We start from the raw sequence: 16,235 nt of genomic DNA on the forward strand, positions 1-16,235 counted from the left end.
GTAGCTTAGGTTTAAAAACTGCTTTTCACTAGGAATCGCCATTCCCAGCTGTTTACTGACTCGCCGCCCGTATAAGGGAGTGAAAAATCAATATGGGCTACGTTGCCATAGCTGGATCGAGAGGAATAAATCCGCGCGCCTATGCCTATGCTACCCAGTGGACCGCTGACTTCGTTATTCTCGGCGAGTTGGCCGCCGGAGGCTTGACCCAGATCGGCAAAGACTGCCCAGCCTAATTCAGCCAGTTGGTATAAGTTGATATTGGGGTAGTTGCGTATCTCGGCGGTCAGTAACCACTGATTATCCCCTTGTTGGTATTCGTTTGGATAACCGCGCACGCCAGTTTCATCCCCTAATCCTTTTGTTAGATCCAGATAAGTGTTCTGTGAAAGGCTAGCCCAAGCTTTGCCATAAGCCGTCCACTTAGGATGGATTTGATAGAAGTATTCGGCTTGAACATCGACCTTATAAGTATCTTTTTGGGTGGTACCGATAGTGCTTGTTCCACCCATTTCTAACAGCCACAGTTGATCGTTAAACTTATACCCGCCAGTGCTTTGCCAGTTAACGTGGTAGCCTAAGGGATTATTATCACCTATATCATTGGTTTCTATGCCGAATTGTACATAGTGATGCCAACCTAAGTTAAAGTCTTCATTGTTGGTGATCAGGTGAACATTATTCAGTACGTGGAAATCATCTTCGATAAACTCGTACGCGACCCAAGGGTACATAAAGTCCCTGTCTTGAGGGAGCATGGACGTAGGATAGCGCTCAGAATGGGCAAACTCGTGCTTGTCTTGGGTGACACCAGTAATAAAGCGAGAAAGGTGCTGACTGTTTTTATTAATTAACCAGCCATATTGCAGATTGAGATAGTCGACAGTGTGTGTGAACTCATTCACCTCTTGCCCATTTTGTCTGAGGGTATCTGTACGGTTATCGTCTAAAAACTCCGCCGAATACATGGTACTCGTATTGAGGGAATAGAAGGGCTTACTCACATAAACGTGTTTAGCTTGGCCGTCGCTATTGTCGTAGAACTCAGCGGCAACTGTGCCGTGTTCAATAATACTGAGCGGCGCTTCGAAAGCAAATTTATAGCCATTCCGAGATTCATTGGATTGATATTTAAGTCGAGTGCGGATCCCCGTTCCAAGCAAGTTGTCTTCTTTGAGCCCGAAGGAGTAACGTGTGTCGCCACCTGAACTACTCAAACTCGCTGTCGGTAATAATGACCAATTATCCCAGGTTTCCACCACCACGGACTCAACGGATGGATCGACATCGGCTTGGGGATCTTTTTCTGCGATATAAATTTTCGCATCGCGAATATAAGGCATTGCCCGTAAAAGTCGTTGGGATTCGTCGAGATCTTTTTGTGTAACAGTATCATTTTCGCTGAAGGTTAGATTATCGAGAACCACATATTCTTTGGTATTGATATGCAGGGCGTTAGCCCAGCGGTGAATGAAAAAAGCATCGGGATCTGACTCATCAAAAATGGGGTTGTTGACCACTACAATCTTGCTGACTTTTTGTTTTGTTTGATCTTGGTTTGCGGGATCGGCGAGCTTAGCCTCTTCTGCTTGGGCAACCCTGGTTAGGTTGCCAACACAACAAGATAGGATGCATGCATACTGAAAAAATTTCTGCATAAAAGGCCACTCCCATGAAATCGACGACTGCAGCGAAAACAATTTTACGTTGCAATTCACAATTTAATAACACATGGAAAACGAGTGTTAGTCAAGGAAACATTTTAATAAGTTTCTTATTTTACTTAAGGTTAGCTTAAGATTATCTTGAGGTAGCGGCTGGGCGCGGGCTCCAGCCGGATTAGCGATTGTTACAGTGTACGCCTAGGTGGGACAGCGACGTTAGCAAAGATGAGCCCCGCAATCAGCGACATAAAAATCAAAAAGATTTGCGAGCCTATGTGCGACTGATTGAGCATGGTCTCACCTGAGATCAGTGCATTGAGTCCGATATAGGTTTTACTGCCGGGGACTAAGATCACTATTCCCTGCAACAGGGCGATGGAGGCAGGCGCCTTCATCCAGCGGGCGAAGAGATTAGAATAAATTCCTACTGCCAAGGCACCAAAGAAGATCCCCACCGAATCACCAAAATAATGTCCGCCGAGCATGGCTGAGAAAAACGCCACTATCCCAGCCAATACGCCCCAAGGCGAATCTTGCATCCGTGCTTTGAAGATAAAAACCAGCGCCATAGATAGAATCGGAACCGCCGACCATATCGCCCAGCGAGGTAAACCCTCAGGTTCTATGTGAATCGCTTCGCCGAACATAGCTTTACCGATTGCCATGCCGAGCACTGCGCCAAAGTACAGCTTAAATAATTGCATGCTCGCATCCATGATGCGCGCCGTGCCAGAAATTAAATCCCGTGCGGCGAGTTCGGCTAAACCTAAGGTTAAGGCTAAGCCGGGAATAAAAATAATAATGGAGGAGAGGATCACTACTGGGATATTAATATTTGGATCGATACGCGCTATGCCACAGGCTGCGATGGCGCAAAGGATAGTGGCGAAGGGTTCGAGCACTTCGGCCATGCGGGCCGAGCGTTCGGCACGGTATACCAAGCCATAGACGAATAAGCCTAATAATCCTGACCAAAATACATCGTTCCAACCCGTGCCCATCAGCATAGCGAAAGCGGCGGCAGAAGTTCCAAAAGAAAAGCAAGTTAATACAGGGCCATAGGGATTGGGTTTATTGGCAATTTCTTCTAAGCGATCTAAGGCCTCGGCCAAAGTGCGTTTACCTGAGGTTAACTCATCGACCAATTCATCGGTGCGGGCGAGTGAGCCCAAATCGAGTTCACCGGGCTTAACGCGAGCGGCATGGTTATATTCTTGATCAGTATCATGTTGCAAAACGAAGGTCATCGACGTCGGAGAAATAAGGAAATAGCCTTCGATACCTAAGGTGCGAGCAACGGTTTGTAAGTGGGTTTCTAGACGATAAGCGGGTGTGCCAAACTTATGCAAGGCTTTGCCTAGCTTTATGATAAATCTGCGTTTTTCGATAAACTCGTCGTTATCCAATCGGGGTATTCACTGTATAAAAAGTTGTAGGGAATGACGCGCGCATATTAACCTATCTTGTCTATAAAAGGTTAATGGCTTTTAACCTTAATACAAATAAATTGCTGATTTTTTGCAGCTCGGGCTATAGTCAGCTTTTTGATAAGGGGAAATAGGCATGTCTTTGATGGTAACGGGTCTTTACGCTAGCCTCACAGGGCTATTAATTGTCGCTTTGGCTTATCGAGTAGTTAAATTAAGGCGAGGTCAGAAAATCGGCCTAGGGGATGGTGGTAACAGCACCTTAGCTTTGGCTAATCGAGTGCATGTTAACCTGATCGAAAATGCGCCTATCGTATTGATTTTAATGCTGGTGGCCGAAGCGGGTGGCTTGCCTGCATTTTATTTACACTGTTTTGGGACTGTGTGGATAGTGGCGCGCTTACTCCATGCTATTGGCTTAACTCAAGGCCAAGGTGGTTATCATTTTGGTCGTTTTTGGGGCGTATTGCTCACTTGGCTAGTGATTATCAGTTTGGCGTTGGTGAATTTGCTGCATTTTGCTCAAGGTTTAGGAAAGGGTCTCTAGGCTCGCAGGTTTGGGGCGGTTAATTCCGCCCTAAGCCATATCCATAGCGGATTTAGGGGTATTACGCTTCTGGCTCAAATACCCCTGAAAATGCCTCGATTGGTGTTTTTTTAATCGCATCTATCCTCCATTCCCTGCTATACTCCGCGTCCCTAAATTGGCGTAACTTATTTTCGTGGCGCCTTTATTTGACATTACGTTTTCGGGTCACAATCCATGCAAGTTGAATCCACACTCTTTAGTCATCCCAAGTATTGGGCCACGGGCGACAGCACTGCGCCTTTCTTACCTATGTCTCGCAAGGAGATGGATAAGCTTGGTTGGGATAGCTGTGACATCATCATAGTCACAGGCGACGCTTATGTGGATCACCCAAGCTTTGGCATGGCGGTGATCGGCCGTATGTTAGAGGCTCAGGGTTACCGAGTTGGGATTATTTCCCAGCCAGATTGGTCGAGCAAAGAAGCCTTTATGCAATTGGGCCGCCCGAATCTGTTTTTTGGCGTCACCGCCGGTAACATGGATTCGATGATCAACCGTTACACCGCCGACCGTCGTTTACGTTCTGACGATGCTTATACCGCGGGTGATATTGGCGGCAAGCGCCCAGATCGCGCCGTGACTGTGTACACCCAGCGTTGTAAAGAAGCCTTTAAAGATGTGCCTGTGATTATTGGTGGTATCGAAGCCAGTTTGCGCCGCATCGCCCATTACGATTATTGGTCGGATAAAGTACGCCGTAGTGTGATTTTCGATGCTAAGGCCGACATTCTGATGTACGGCAACGCCGAGCGTCCTTTAGTTGAAGTGGCACGCCGCTTAGCTGCCGGCGAACCCATTAGCTCGCTGCACGATGTGCGCGGCACAGCCGTTATCCGTAAAGAGCCGCTGCCCGAATGGCGCGGTATGGACTCGCGCAAGATTGACCAATTGCACAAGATAGAGCCGCTGCCGAATCCTTACGGCGCCGATGATGTGGGTTGTGCTAACTTGTCTGGCCCGTCGGATGTGAAGATATTCGATAACGAAGCCCCTAAGCCAATTAGCGTTCAGCCGCCTAAACCTAAGCCATGGGATAAAACCTATGTGCTGCTGCCAGCGTTTGAAAAAGTCTCTGAAGACAAATATTTATATGCCCATGCTTCACGGATTTTGCACCAAGAGCAAAATCCAGGTTGTGCCCGTGCGTTATTTCAACCCCATGGCGACCGCGCCGTTTGGGTGAATCCGCCCGCATGGCCGCTCAATACCGATGAGATGGATGCGGTATTCGATTTACCCTATCAGCGTATTCCTCATCCGATTTACGGCAAGGAAAAAATCCCTGCCTATGACATGATCAAGACGTCAATCAACATCATGCGTGGTTGCTTTGGTGGCTGTTCTTTCTGCTCGATTACCGAGCATGAGGGCAGAATCATTCAGAGTCGTTCACAAGAGTCGATTGTTAAAGAAATCAAAGATATTCAGGATAAAGTGCCAGGCTTTACTGGGGTGATTTCCGATTTAGGCGGCCCAACCGCCAACATGTATCGTTTAGGTTGTACCAGCGAAAAGGCTGAAAAAACCTGTCGTCGTCTTTCTTGTGTGTTTCCATCGATTTGCGGCCACTTAGGCACAGATCATAAACATACAATCGACTTGTATCGCGCTGCGCGTGCCGTACCTGGCATCAAGAAAGTATTGATCGCCTCTGGCGTGCGTTACGACTTGGCGATCGAAGATCCGGCTTATGTTAAAGAGTTAGTGCAGCACCATGTGGGCGGCTACTTAAAAATCGCCCCTGAGCATACCGAAGAAGGTCCGCTCAGCAAGATGATGAAGCCCGGCATGGGCGCCTACGATAAGTTTAAAGAATTGTTCGATAAGTTTTCTAAGGAAGCGGGCAAAGAGCAGTTCCTGATCCCTTACTTTATTTCGGCCCATCCAGGCACGACCGACGAAGACATGGTGAACTTAGCGTTGTGGTTGAAGGAGCGTAAGTTCAAGCTCGACCAAGTACAGAATTTTTATCCGTCACCGATGGCGAATGCGACCACGATTTATCATACCGAGTTAAACTCGCTGAAAAACGTCAAGCACACCAGCGAAGTGGTATCTGTACCGAAGAAAGGGCGCCAACGTCGCTTGCACAAAGCATTGCTGCGTTATCACGATCCTGCGGGTTGGCCATTGATCCGTGAAGGCTTAACCGCCATGGGGCGTGAAGACTTGATCGGTAATAGTCCGCATCAGTTAGTGCCGCCAGAGGGTCGAAATGAGCGCGGACCTAAGTGGATGAAAGATGCTAACCAAGGCCAAAAAGCCTTTACTCGCTTCTCGGGCAATCAGTTTGATGACCGCAAGGGCGACGGTAAATCTAAAAGTGCAGCGAAAGGCGGCGCGCAAGCTCAGGCTGGTGCTGAGTCAAAACCCGCTGCTAAAGGCGGAAAACCAGCCGCGAATGGCACTAAGCCAACGGGATCTAAACCCGCGGGAGCTAAACCCAGTGGAGTCCATTCGAGCCGTCCGGGAGCGAAGGCGCCCTTCGGCCAGTCTGGTTTTAAGGCCGGCGGCGCTCAAGCGAACAGCAGTGCTAAAGGCGGAAGCCCATCAAAAACGGGTGGCAAATCTGCAGGAAAGCCCGCTCAGGGGCGCCAACAGGCTAAGTAACACTTTTCGCCATCACAAATAATGTTCAAAGGCCGCTCCAGATATGAGTTTGGAGTGGCCTAGCTAGCATGGTCATTCCGCGAAAATAGTCCTCAACTGGTATCGCTGGGCGAACTATTATAAGATCCCTGTCTGATGTTTATGTCTACTATTTGTTTATATTCGATATTTTAGCTATACATCTCACCCATATCCGCGGTTCGTTAACTAACATTAGATATTATGAATAAAAAGCGTAGACCCAGTCTTCAAGACGTTGCCGATCAAGTTGGGGTCACCAAAATGACGGTGAGTCGCTATTTAAAAAATCCAACAAGGGTGGCGCAAAGCACTCAAGAGAAGATAGCTATCGCGCTAGAAACCTTAGGTTATATTCCTAATCGCGCGCCGGAAATTTTAGCGCAAGCGACCAGCCGCGCCATTGGCGTGTTAGTGCCTTCGTTAACCAACCAAGTATTTGCTGAAGTGCTGCGCGGTATCGAGAATGTGACCGGCAAACGCGGTTATCAAACCATGCTGGCTCACTACGGGTATCAGGCCGAATTAGAAGAAGAGCGGGTGGCATCACTGCTCTCTTACAATATCGATGGCTTACTCTTGTCCGAAAGTTACCACACGCCGCGTACCGTGCGAATGATTGAAACGGCGGGCATTCCGGTCATCGAAATGATGGATAGTGTGTCGCCTTCGATTCAACAGTGTGTGGGTTTCGATAACACAGCGGCCGCATGCGAAATGGTTAAGGCCATGATTGCACAAGGCTATCGCCACATAGCCTACCTAGGCGCGCGCATGGATATTCGCACTCAGCTTAAGATGCGAGGCTACGAGTTAGCGATGCAGCAAGCTCGGCTTACATCTTTGGCTATGACCACAAATGAGGCCTCGTCGTTTTCGTTGGGGGCGTCGTTATTGCAACAAACATTAGCGAAATATCCCTATGTGGATAGCTTTTTTTGCACCAACGATGATTTGGCTGCGGGGGTGATATTTGAGTGTCAAAGACAAGGCATCAAGATCCCTGAACAAATTGGCGTTGCAGGGTTTCATGGCCATGATATTGGCCAATCTATGACGCCAAAATTGGCGAGCATTATTACGCCGAGAAAAGAGATTGGTCGAATTGCTGCCACTGAGCTATTAGACAGGTTAAATGGCAAAGAGATAGCTGAATCGGTTATCGATCTGGGCTATCGTATTGATTTAGGGGAAACACTGTAGACTTCCCCTCGTTCTTTCGCTTAACGACTTATGTTTGTCATCACAGGTTATCGTTAGAGAAACGCAGAGATGATGACTGCGACTATGCCGCCCGTCGTACCAATAATGGTCTCCATTACCGTCCAGGTTTGCAGTGTTTGTTTTTCTGACAATCCAAGAAAACGGTTAGCGAGCCAGAAGCCTGAATCATTGACATGCGAGAGCACAATTGAACCACCGCCAATGGCAATCGTAATTGCCGCCAATTGAGCACCATCTAAGTTTAGTGGTTCAAGTATTGGGATGATAAGGCCGCAAGCCGTTAACATGGCCACGGTTGCCGACCCCTGGATCACGCGCACCGACGCCGACAAAATAAATGCCAGTATTACAATCGGTAATCCCGAACCTGCCAACATATTGCCTAATGCATCGCCGACACCCGAGTCAATCAGCACTTGCTTGAACACGCCACCAGCACCGGTGACGAGAATAATGATCCCAGCAGGTTGTAACGCACTGCTACAGATTTCCATGATGCGCTCATTGGGAATATTGCGTCTCACGCCCAGTACATAGAATGCGATTAAACAGGCTAGCAAAATGGCGGTGAAGGGATGACCTATCAAGGCGAGCCAATTATGCAGATCGGATTTTTCATCAATAAAGCGTGACACCACTGTCTTTAAACCGATAAGCAGCAGTGGGAACACCACAATACTGATTGATAGTGCGAATGAGGGGATCGGTCCGCCTTCTCGTTCACCTTTTTCCTGCTGCTCGTGGGCAGGCAGCTCAACATGGACTTTTTGGGAGATGAGACTGGCAAAGAGCGGGCCGCCTAGAATCATCGCCGGAATCGATGCCAATAAACCGAAGACGATCATGTAGCCAAAGTCGGCATTGAGCTGGGAAGCGACCAAAATAGGCCCTGGTGCAGGGATGAGAAATGCCTGACAGGTGGCAATACCCGCGAGCAGTGAAATACCAATTTTAACGACGCTGCCGCCCCCTTTACGAACCACGGCAAAGGCGATGCCAATCAGCAGTACCACAGCAACATCGAAGAAGAGGGGGAGCGCACAGATAAAGCCTGTAAAGGTCATGGCCCAGTGAGCTTTGTCGTTACCAAATTTATTCAGCAGTGTATGGGCTATCTGATCTAGCGCGCCAGTCTCTTCCATTACCCGGCCAAACATGGCTCCCAAAGCGACCACAACCGCAACAAAGCCCAGTGTTCCCCCCATACCTTGTTGAATCGTATTGGTGATATCGGCTGGGTTCATGCCAGAGAAAAGGCCGGTAATGATCGACACCAGTATCAGTGATACTACTGCATGTAATCTCACTTTCATCACTAAGAACAGTAGCAGGGCAATTGAACCCAGTGCTGTCAGAATCAATGACATATCAGACATAAGAGGACTTTTCCTTGTTAGTTAAGTTGTCCACATTTTTGTAGGTTACCGGTAACATGTTACCCGTAATATGGTAGAGTGGGAAGTGACTAAATTCGAGAATTGGCATGAGGTTAACAAAGTGACTGAGAGAAAAAAAGGCAATAGCTATGTGTTCATGGGCGTCTCTAGTTGTGGCAAATCTTCGATTGGTGCCGCGGTCGCAGAGGCTTTAGAGACGAAATTTATTGATGGTGATGATCTGCATCCTAGAGCCAATATTATCAAGATGAAATCTGGCTCACCGCTCAATGATAGCGATCGCGCTCCTTGGCTTGAGCGCATCAACGACGCTGTGTATAGCATTGAGCAAAAGGGGGAGCAGGGGGTGATTGTCTGCTCTGCACTGCGTCGCCAGTATCGTGACTTAATCCGTCAGAACAACAGCAAGCTGGTGTTCATTCATCTATATGGAGATTTTGGATTAGTCAAAGAACGCATGTTTGCCAGAAAAGCCCACTTCATGCCGATTGAGCTACTCAAGAGTCAGTTCGACACGCTGGAAATGCCCGCGAATGATGAAGCTGACGTTATCCAAGTGAGCATAGATGGCACTTTCGAAGAAGTCGTACAACGCTGTATTAATGCGATAAATGGCGAAGGGTAAGGTCAACGTTGGCCATTGAAGTCAAGCGTAAAGTCGTAATGCACATCGGCTTAAACCGCTCAATTTTTTAGAAAAAAAGCCACTCCAGAAACTAACTTGGAGTGGCGTAGAGATAATGGTAAGCCTGCGGTACCATCCAATGAGTGTTACGGCGAGCGTTTGTAGACGGAACGTGCGCCGCACCTCAGTCTCAAATAAGCTCACGCATATGAGCGATGACGCGAGCTGCCTATCCTGCTAAACATGATTTAACTCAACATGTGATTAGAACGGTCACTAAAGACTGTTACTCAAAACAGTCCTGCTTCATGCGACTAAGCAATGCCAAAGTTGAATGGGTGCTGTAGCCACCTTGGTTAAACTTCCTTGAGCCTTAAAAGAAGTAATTAATCCCGACTGCGAAGCTGTTGTCTTCCTGTGCTTCAAGTGCAGGATCATCCATATCACTGAAATCTAGCTTCATCTCGGCAAACATCACAGTGTCGTTACTGTAGCGATAATGCAGCCCCAGCATGGCAAATTGGCGAGTCCATTGACCTTGAATCGGCGTAGCTGCATCTGTGTCTAAATCTAAATAACTGAGTACAACCATAGGCACAAATCCGTTGTCGAATTGATAGGCCGTCATAAACTCGGCACCAGTGGCGTCGTAGAGATCGCCGTTGACCAGTTCATTATTTTTACTTTTGTGAGCGTTAAAGCCCACATAGAGACCGCTGGCCTCCCGTCCTTCGGCATAGTGATAGTAGTCACCATACATGGCACCAATACCGATAATTTCATTGGTTTCATCGACTTGAGTATTGCCTAAGTGGCCTTCAAAATCGCCGCGGTTAAAACCTGCGAGTAGCTTAAATTTATCGGTTACCGCATAAGTGATACTGGCGCCGTAGCTGCTGTCAAAACTCAGTTCTGAGTTGGTCATCTCGCTACCGTCATCGTTTTTTAGGCTGACATCACCATTGGTTTTGGCGGCATATTGCAGGGCGATTTGTACTGGGCCTAAATTATTACGGTAAATGAAGGCGGAATCGGCACGGCCTGTACCTGTGAGGCTGCCATCACCGAAGGTGTAAGCGCCAACGCTGTAACCTGCAAATACGTTCGGTAAATCTGTAGTACCTGCGACATCGTAATAGGCGCCCCATTGTTTACCGAAACTTAGGTTGCCCCATGTATCATGGGACATGCCAACATAACCTAAGCGGTTATAGAGAAAATCATCGGTTTTTTCGGCGGCGAGTTTGCCCCCTTGCATCACTAGCCCATCGTCGCTGGAGACCATGTTGATCCCCCATTCTGTGGTAGCAAAAGCGGTCCAACCATTTTTCTCGCTGCGCTCGAAGCTGAATCTTAGGCGTGATGAGTCGTCGATAACTGAAGTATCGTGGCTGTCATTTAATGCTGCAAACCCTAACCAACCCATTAAATCTAAGGTGTTTTTTTGATCTTTATAGAGTTCAACCGCCTGACTGCTGGTGGCCGTTAATAGCATAGGTAACACTAAAGCGAGACAAGTCTTATTCATAAATCCCCCGATAATGAGCAAGTATTCTTCAGGGGATCATAGGCTTGGCCTATGATCCCTGAGTTATCGTTAGTCTTGATGTGGATGTTGGTATTAATTGTTTCCGAGCATGCGTTAGTCGTATTTAGGCTGGACGTGTGTCGGCAACAGGCGCTTGGTTTGAGATCACGCCGAAAATAGTCCAACCGAAGAAGGTGGCTATGGCGCCAAGCATCACTGCGGTTTCGCCAGAGCTGTACAGAGCATAGAAGCTATACAACGCACCGATTACGGCGATCACGTTGGCAACGCGGGCTTTATTGATAGGCACTTTTTGCTGTCTTTGCATTATGCCAAGCGCGGCCATAGATAAGATATAAGGCACAATGTTGGTGACGACGGCGAGGTTAACGAGTGCTTCGAACTGCTTACTCAGTGATGGGCTAATGGTCATCAGCGATAGTGCTGTTTGGATCGAGACGATAATAGTCATGCCCCAGATTGGCGCATCGGCTTTGCTGACTTTAGAGAAAATTTTCGGAAAAAATCCTTCATCGGCAGAGGCTTTAAACACTTGGGCAATAGTGAACTGCCAACCTAAGAGTGATCCAGTACAGGAGATAATGGCGCAGGCCATCACGATTTTACCAACTACTGGATTAAACATTTGTGCAAAGGCTAAACCGAATGGCGCATTCGACATGGCAAGCTCGGCATTTGGCACAATACCGGCAATGACGTTAGTGGAAACGATATAAATCACTGCTGCACCTAAGGTACCGCCCATCACGGCGATAGGTACGTTTTTTTCTGGGTTATCGACGGCTTCTGAGTTTGCACAGGCCGATTCTAAACCGAGGAACGCCCACAAAGTCATAGCGATAGAACCGCCTAACGCTTTGAAGAATGGCATATCATGCGGGTTCCATGCACCTTTATAGAGGTCGATGTCAAACCAGAACCAACCAATTAAAGATACGCCAATCACAGGCAGAATAATCCCCCACACAGTCACGCTACTGACGCGACCCGTGATGCGGGCACCACCGAAGTTAGCAATGGTTGCCAACCAAAGTACGCCAATGGTCGCAAGACAAATTGCCATCGGGCTTAAGTTAACTTCCAGCAACACGGCAGCGTAACCCACGGCAGAGATGGCAATCGCGACGTTGGCGATTAACAGCGAGACGGCATAGGTGTAGTTGGCCATAAAGTTGCCAGAACGGCCGAAGGCATACTCGGCATAACCGCCCATACCACCGGATTTTTTACTGAACATACCGCACTTAGCAAAGGCGAAGGCGAGGGCCGTTGACCCTGCTGCTGTTACTAACCAAGATAAAATGGAGATAGTACCGACTTGAGCTAATTGGGTTGGCAGCATAATAATGCCCGAACCCATCATGTTGACTATGGTGATAATAGTTAATTGGACGACGCCAATTTTATTTTCTGATTTACTCATACTAATAACCTAATTTAGGTGACTTATTATAGGAGGCATGAATTTGACTGCAGAGTGGGGTTAATAAACTCTGCAGTCAGTCTTCATTATTTATTTAGTACATAGCCCATTGCTTGAATTTTGCCGTCTGCGGTATTTTCGAGATAAACACCTTGCAGTTCTGGTGAGAATCCAGGTAATAGGTTGATGCCTTCTTCAAGGGCAAGGAAATAACGCTGAACAGAACCGCCCCATATTTCACCTGGCACCATACATAACACGCCTGGTGGGTAAGGGAGTGCGCCTTCTGCTGCAATTCTTCCTTCAATTTGCGAGAGTGGGACTAATTCAACTTTGCCACGAATAAACTCTAGGTTTGCTTCCTGCGGGTCCATCACTTTTGTAGGGAAATGTGCTTTACGGAACATTTCTTTCTGCAGTTGTTTTACGTCATGGCTGACATAAAGATTGTGCATTTCTTGGCAGAGTTGACGGATAGAATAGTCTTTATAACGGGCTTTATTGGCGTTATAAACGTTAGGTAATACTTCAGATAATGGCGCATCTTCATCGACTAATTTCTCGAAACGAGATATTTGTGATACCAGATGTTGCATCTTGGCCATATCTTCCGCAGGTGTCATCAGGAATAAAATCGAATTTAAGTCGCACTTCTCTGGAATAATATTATTTTCCCGTAAGAAGTTAGCCAGAATAGTCGCTGGAATACCAAATTCGGTATATTTGCCAGTTTCAGCATCTATGCCCGGTGTTGTTAATAAGAACTTACAAGGGTCAACAAAGTATTGGCCTTTTTCATAACCTTCGAAGGAGTGCCATTTCTGACCAGGTTCGAATTCGAAGAAGCGTAAGTCATCGGCCATTTGTTCGGTTTCATAGTCTTGCCATAGGCGGCCGTCGATCATTGTTGGCACGAATGGTTTGATATATTTACACTTTTTGAGCAATAGCTTACGTGCTTCGATACCCGCTTTTACCGCTTCGCGCCACAGATAACGACCGCTTGCGCCTTCATGCATTTTCGCATTTACATCTAGCGCCGCAAATAAAGGATAGAAGGGACTGGTAGAGGCATGCATCATAAAGGCGTTGTTGAAGCGTTTATGGTTGCAATATCTATCTTGGCCTTTGATATGTTTATCTTTTTTATGGATTTGCGAGGTTTGTGAGAAACCCGCCTGCTGTTTATGCACCGACTGAGTCACGATAATGCCTGGATCTTCAGCAGTCAGTTCGAGCAAGAGTGGTGAGCAGTCATTCATCATAGGGATGAACTGTTCATAACCCACCCAAGCCGAGTCGAATAAGACGTAGTCACAAAGATGGCCAATTTTATCAATCACTTGGCGAGCATTGTAGATAGTGCCGTCATAGGTGCCGAGTTGGATTATCGCCAAGCGGAATGGGCGTTTTTCATCTGCTCTTTCTGGCGCGACTTCACGAATTTGCTCTCTTAAATAGGACTCTTGGAAACAGTGGGCATCAATGCCACCAATAAATCCGAAGGGATTACGTGCCGTTTCTAAATAAACAGGTGTAGCACCTGCTTGAATTAACGCGCCATGGTGGTTTGATTTGTGGTTATTGCGGTCGAATAACACGAGGTCGCCTTTCGCTAACAGCGCATTAGTCGCAACTTTATTTGATGACGAAGTGCCGTTAAGTACGAAATAGGTTTTATCGGCATTAAAAACTTTGGCAGCGTATTTCTGTGCTTCCAGTGGAGCGCCTTCATGGATCAGTAAATCACCCAGTTTCACGTCGGCATTACACATATCCGCGCGGAAAATGGTTTCGCCAAAAAAGTCGAAGAATTGGCGGCCCACAGGGTGTTTACGGAAGAATTGTCCACCTTGGTGACCAGGACAGGCAAAGGTAGAGTTACCCATTTCGACGTATTTTTTTAACGTACCGAAGAAAGGTGGCAATAGCGCTTGTTCATATTTACTTATTGCAGTCTCAACCTGTTTTCCGTAGAAGTCAGTGTTATCACCGCAGAGTTCAAATACCCCTGTAATCGATGAGCAAACATCATCAGGGAAGGTTTCTTCACAGCAAACTGAAACGAAAATGGGCAGTTTCAATCCGGTGTTTTTAATCTTTTCAACAATACCATTTCTAACATCATCAACAGAGACGACAGCCGCGCCCACATCGCAAAAATCTGTGGTTAATACATTGACAACTTCTCTGTCGATATCGAAACAAGATCTAACAGATAAGCTAGCGGCTACTTTTAATGATTTCATAGTTAATTTCCCTTTTACTTTATAAAAAATAGATACAAGTGTGCCTATACCTAATTAAAAACATTAATGGTATGAAAATTAGATATAGCTATTCCGTGCACAGATTAAATGTGGTTATGCCAAAGTTACGAAATAAATATAAGTAGAAATATATTTATTGAGCGTATGAATAGCTTAGCCGCAGTAAAACTGCACTGATAAAAGAATGCTTTGATTAAGGTGTTAGATAATAAACCAAATGAAAACAGTACGATAAGTGTTTGCGCCTATTAGGGCAATAGCACTTTAGACTTGTTAATTGGCCTACTACCTACGCTAAGGTTAGCGGAGGAAGATAAAGGAGTGATCGAAATAGTCACGTTGACTAGGCATCATGATATGCCGTGTGCGCCTGATATGCGCCATAATTTTAGATTTCCTCTTCATATACGACTCCATTATGACTTAGAGAAAACGGTTAGGTTTTTATTACGTAATGAAGTTTATATGCGAGTTATAAATAAAATCATGACCTATGTCTTATTTTTAAATAATTAGCACGTCAATTTAACTTAATTTATCGATATTAAATTGAGTCAATCATGCTTAAGTATCTTTATCTAAATTATGAAAGTAAATATTGTCAGCATTATTTAAATAATATTATTTGCATAAAATATCTTATTTCAAATATCTAATCTTAATTTAAAGGCTGCTGTAATCATCATTCCGATTTATACCGCATTCCATATTTGCATTGTTATGCAGATATTTTCGTTACAAAATCATCATCCTGCTTGAAAAATGCAAAAATGATAACTTTTTTCTCACATTTGAGCATTTGGGGCAGAAAGTTGTCGTTTTAGGGCAGATGTTATTTTTTTGATTGACGTAAAGTGAGTCAGGTCGAACATGAATAGGAGATAGACATGAATAAAGGGTGGTTAGGGGCGAGTTTAGTGCTTGGGTTATTCGTTGGACAAGCAAGTGCTATGACATTAACGAGCAAAGATATGAGCGAGGGCAATAAACTGACATCGCAATTAGTGTTTAATGGCTTTGGTTGCCAAGGGGAAAATATTTCGCCGCAACTGACTTGGACTGAGGTGCCCACAGGAACTAAAGCATTTGCAGTGACAGCTTATGATCCTGATGCACCAACGGGCAGCGGTTGGTGGCACTGGGCCATATATAACTTACCCTTAGCGCAAACTTCGCTCGCACAAGGTGCGGGCTCGCATGTTGATGCACTGCCCAAAGGCGCCATTGCCTTGAAGAACGATTTTGGTACTACAAATTTTGGTGGCGCATGCCCGCCCCAAGGTCATGGCGTTCACAGGTATGAATTTACTGTGTGGGCATTACCCAGTGCTTTAGAATTGCCAAAGGATGCTAGCCCTGCCTTATTGGGCTTTATGCTCAGGGCACAAGCGCTCGGCAGCGCCAAGTTGACTGCGGTATATAATCGATAATCCATTGAT

The 16,235-nt window shown here is 46.3% G+C and carries 12 protein-coding genes; 5 read left to right on the forward strand and 7 right to left on the reverse strand.

Annotation, left to right across the window (positions count from 1 at the left end; translation table 11 throughout):
• Positions 1 to 11: 11 nt before the first annotated feature.
• Complete coding sequence (locus ACHA99_RS11455; protein ID WP_393942812.1) at positions 12 to 1,658, reverse strand: hypothetical protein; 1,647 nt, start codon at positions 1,656 to 1,658, stop codon at positions 12 to 14.
• Between the two features lie 191 nt (positions 1,659 to 1,849).
• A complete protein-coding gene (locus ACHA99_RS11460; protein ID WP_105250515.1) occupies positions 1,850 to 3,070 on the reverse strand; it encodes a threonine/serine exporter ThrE family protein in 1,221 nt (406 codons plus the stop codon).
• Positions 3,071 to 3,227: 157 nt separating this feature from the next.
• Between ACHA99_RS11460 and ACHA99_RS11465 the strand changes: the two genes are divergently transcribed.
• The 3 genes from ACHA99_RS11465 (at position 3,228) to gntR (ending at position 7,511) form a co-directional block, all read left to right on the forward strand.
• Positions 3,228 to 3,638, forward strand: coding sequence for an MAPEG family protein (locus ACHA99_RS11465; protein WP_113941441.1), 411 nt, complete (start codon positions 3,228 to 3,230; stop codon positions 3,636 to 3,638).
• Positions 3,639 to 3,854: 216 nt separating this feature from the next.
• Positions 3,855 to 6,290, forward strand: coding sequence for a YgiQ family radical SAM protein (locus tag ACHA99_RS11470; RefSeq protein WP_393942814.1), 2,436 nt, complete (start codon positions 3,855 to 3,857; stop codon positions 6,288 to 6,290).
• Between the two features lie 222 nt (positions 6,291 to 6,512).
• Positions 6,513 to 7,511, forward strand: coding sequence for a gluconate operon transcriptional repressor GntR (gntR, locus tag ACHA99_RS11475; RefSeq protein WP_393942816.1), 999 nt, complete (start codon positions 6,513 to 6,515; stop codon positions 7,509 to 7,511).
• A gap of 53 nt (positions 7,512 to 7,564) precedes the next feature.
• Here the strand turns inward: gntR and gntU are convergent, their stop codons facing one another.
• The gene (gene gntU, locus ACHA99_RS11480; RefSeq protein ID WP_393942818.1) at positions 7,565 to 8,908 is read right to left on the reverse strand and encodes a gluconate transporter; all 1,344 of its coding nucleotides are present in this window, start codon (positions 8,906 to 8,908) and stop codon (positions 7,565 to 7,567) included.
• An 85-nt stretch (positions 8,909 to 8,993) separates the two neighbouring features.
• On the opposite strand from gntU, the gene ACHA99_RS11485 reads away from it, so the two are divergent.
• A complete protein-coding gene (locus ACHA99_RS11485) occupies positions 8,994 to 9,554 on the forward strand; it encodes a gluconokinase (protein WP_393942820.1) in 561 nt (186 codons plus the stop codon).
• A gap of 373 nt (positions 9,555 to 9,927) precedes the next feature.
• On the opposite strand, the gene ACHA99_RS11490 is transcribed toward ACHA99_RS11485, so the two are convergent.
• From ACHA99_RS11490 to speFL, 4 genes are all read right to left on the reverse strand, one after another.
• The gene (locus ACHA99_RS11490; RefSeq protein WP_393942822.1) at positions 9,928 to 11,082 is read right to left on the reverse strand and encodes a porin; all 1,155 of its coding nucleotides are present in this window, start codon (positions 11,080 to 11,082) and stop codon (positions 9,928 to 9,930) included.
• Positions 11,083 to 11,206: 124 nt separating this feature from the next.
• Complete coding sequence (potE, locus tag ACHA99_RS11495) at positions 11,207 to 12,526, reverse strand: putrescine-ornithine antiporter (protein WP_105250509.1); 1,320 nt, start codon at positions 12,524 to 12,526, stop codon at positions 11,207 to 11,209.
• Between the two features lie 86 nt (positions 12,527 to 12,612).
• Positions 12,613 to 14,775, reverse strand: a complete 2,163-nt coding sequence (gene speF, locus ACHA99_RS11500; RefSeq protein ID WP_105250508.1) for an ornithine decarboxylase SpeF — start codon at positions 14,773 to 14,775, stop codon at positions 12,613 to 12,615.
• 321 nt (positions 14,776 to 15,096) lie between these two features.
• Positions 15,097 to 15,213, reverse strand: a complete 117-nt coding sequence (gene speFL / locus ACHA99_RS11505) for a leader peptide SpeFL (protein WP_100199882.1) — start codon at positions 15,211 to 15,213, stop codon at positions 15,097 to 15,099.
• A gap of 470 nt (positions 15,214 to 15,683) precedes the next feature.
• Here speFL and ACHA99_RS11510 point away from each other — a divergent pair, with 470 nt between their 5' ends.
• Complete coding sequence (locus ACHA99_RS11510; protein WP_393942825.1) at positions 15,684 to 16,226, forward strand: YbhB/YbcL family Raf kinase inhibitor-like protein; 543 nt, start codon at positions 15,684 to 15,686, stop codon at positions 16,224 to 16,226.
• Positions 16,227 to 16,235: the final 9 nt, after the last annotated feature.

The sequence above is a fragment of the Shewanella sp. S23-S33 genome (assembly GCF_043359565.1).
Classification (GTDB): domain Bacteria; phylum Pseudomonadota; class Gammaproteobacteria; order Enterobacterales; family Shewanellaceae; genus Shewanella; species Shewanella oncorhynchi.

Excerpts from the sequence above, each read along its gene's own strand:
- gntU (WP_393942818.1), bottom strand. The coding sequence starts at position 8,908 with ATGTCTGATATGTCATTGATTCTGACAGCACTGGGTTCAATTGCCCTG.
- ACHA99_RS11455 (WP_393942812.1), bottom strand. The coding sequence starts at position 1,658 with ATGCAGAAATTTTTTCAGTATGCATGCATCCTATCTTGTTGTGTTGGC.
- speFL (WP_100199882.1), bottom strand. The coding sequence starts at position 15,213 with ATGGAGTCGTATATGAAGAGGAAATCTAAAATTATGGCGCATATCAGG.
- ACHA99_RS11465 (WP_113941441.1), top strand. The coding sequence starts at position 3,228 with ATGTCTTTGATGGTAACGGGTCTTTACGCTAGCCTCACAGGGCTATTA.
- potE (WP_105250509.1), bottom strand. The coding sequence starts at position 12,526 with ATGAGTAAATCAGAAAATAAAATTGGCGTCGTCCAATTAACTATTATC.
- gntR (WP_393942816.1), top strand. The coding sequence starts at position 6,513 with ATGAATAAAAAGCGTAGACCCAGTCTTCAAGACGTTGCCGATCAAGTT.
- speF (WP_105250508.1), bottom strand. The coding sequence starts at position 14,775 with ATGAAATCATTAAAAGTAGCCGCTAGCTTATCTGTTAGATCTTGTTTC.
- ACHA99_RS11490 (WP_393942822.1), bottom strand. The coding sequence starts at position 11,082 with ATGAATAAGACTTGTCTCGCTTTAGTGTTACCTATGCTATTAACGGCC.
- ACHA99_RS11510 (WP_393942825.1), top strand. The coding sequence starts at position 15,684 with ATGAATAAAGGGTGGTTAGGGGCGAGTTTAGTGCTTGGGTTATTCGTT.
- ACHA99_RS11470 (WP_393942814.1), top strand. The coding sequence starts at position 3,855 with ATGCAAGTTGAATCCACACTCTTTAGTCATCCCAAGTATTGGGCCACG.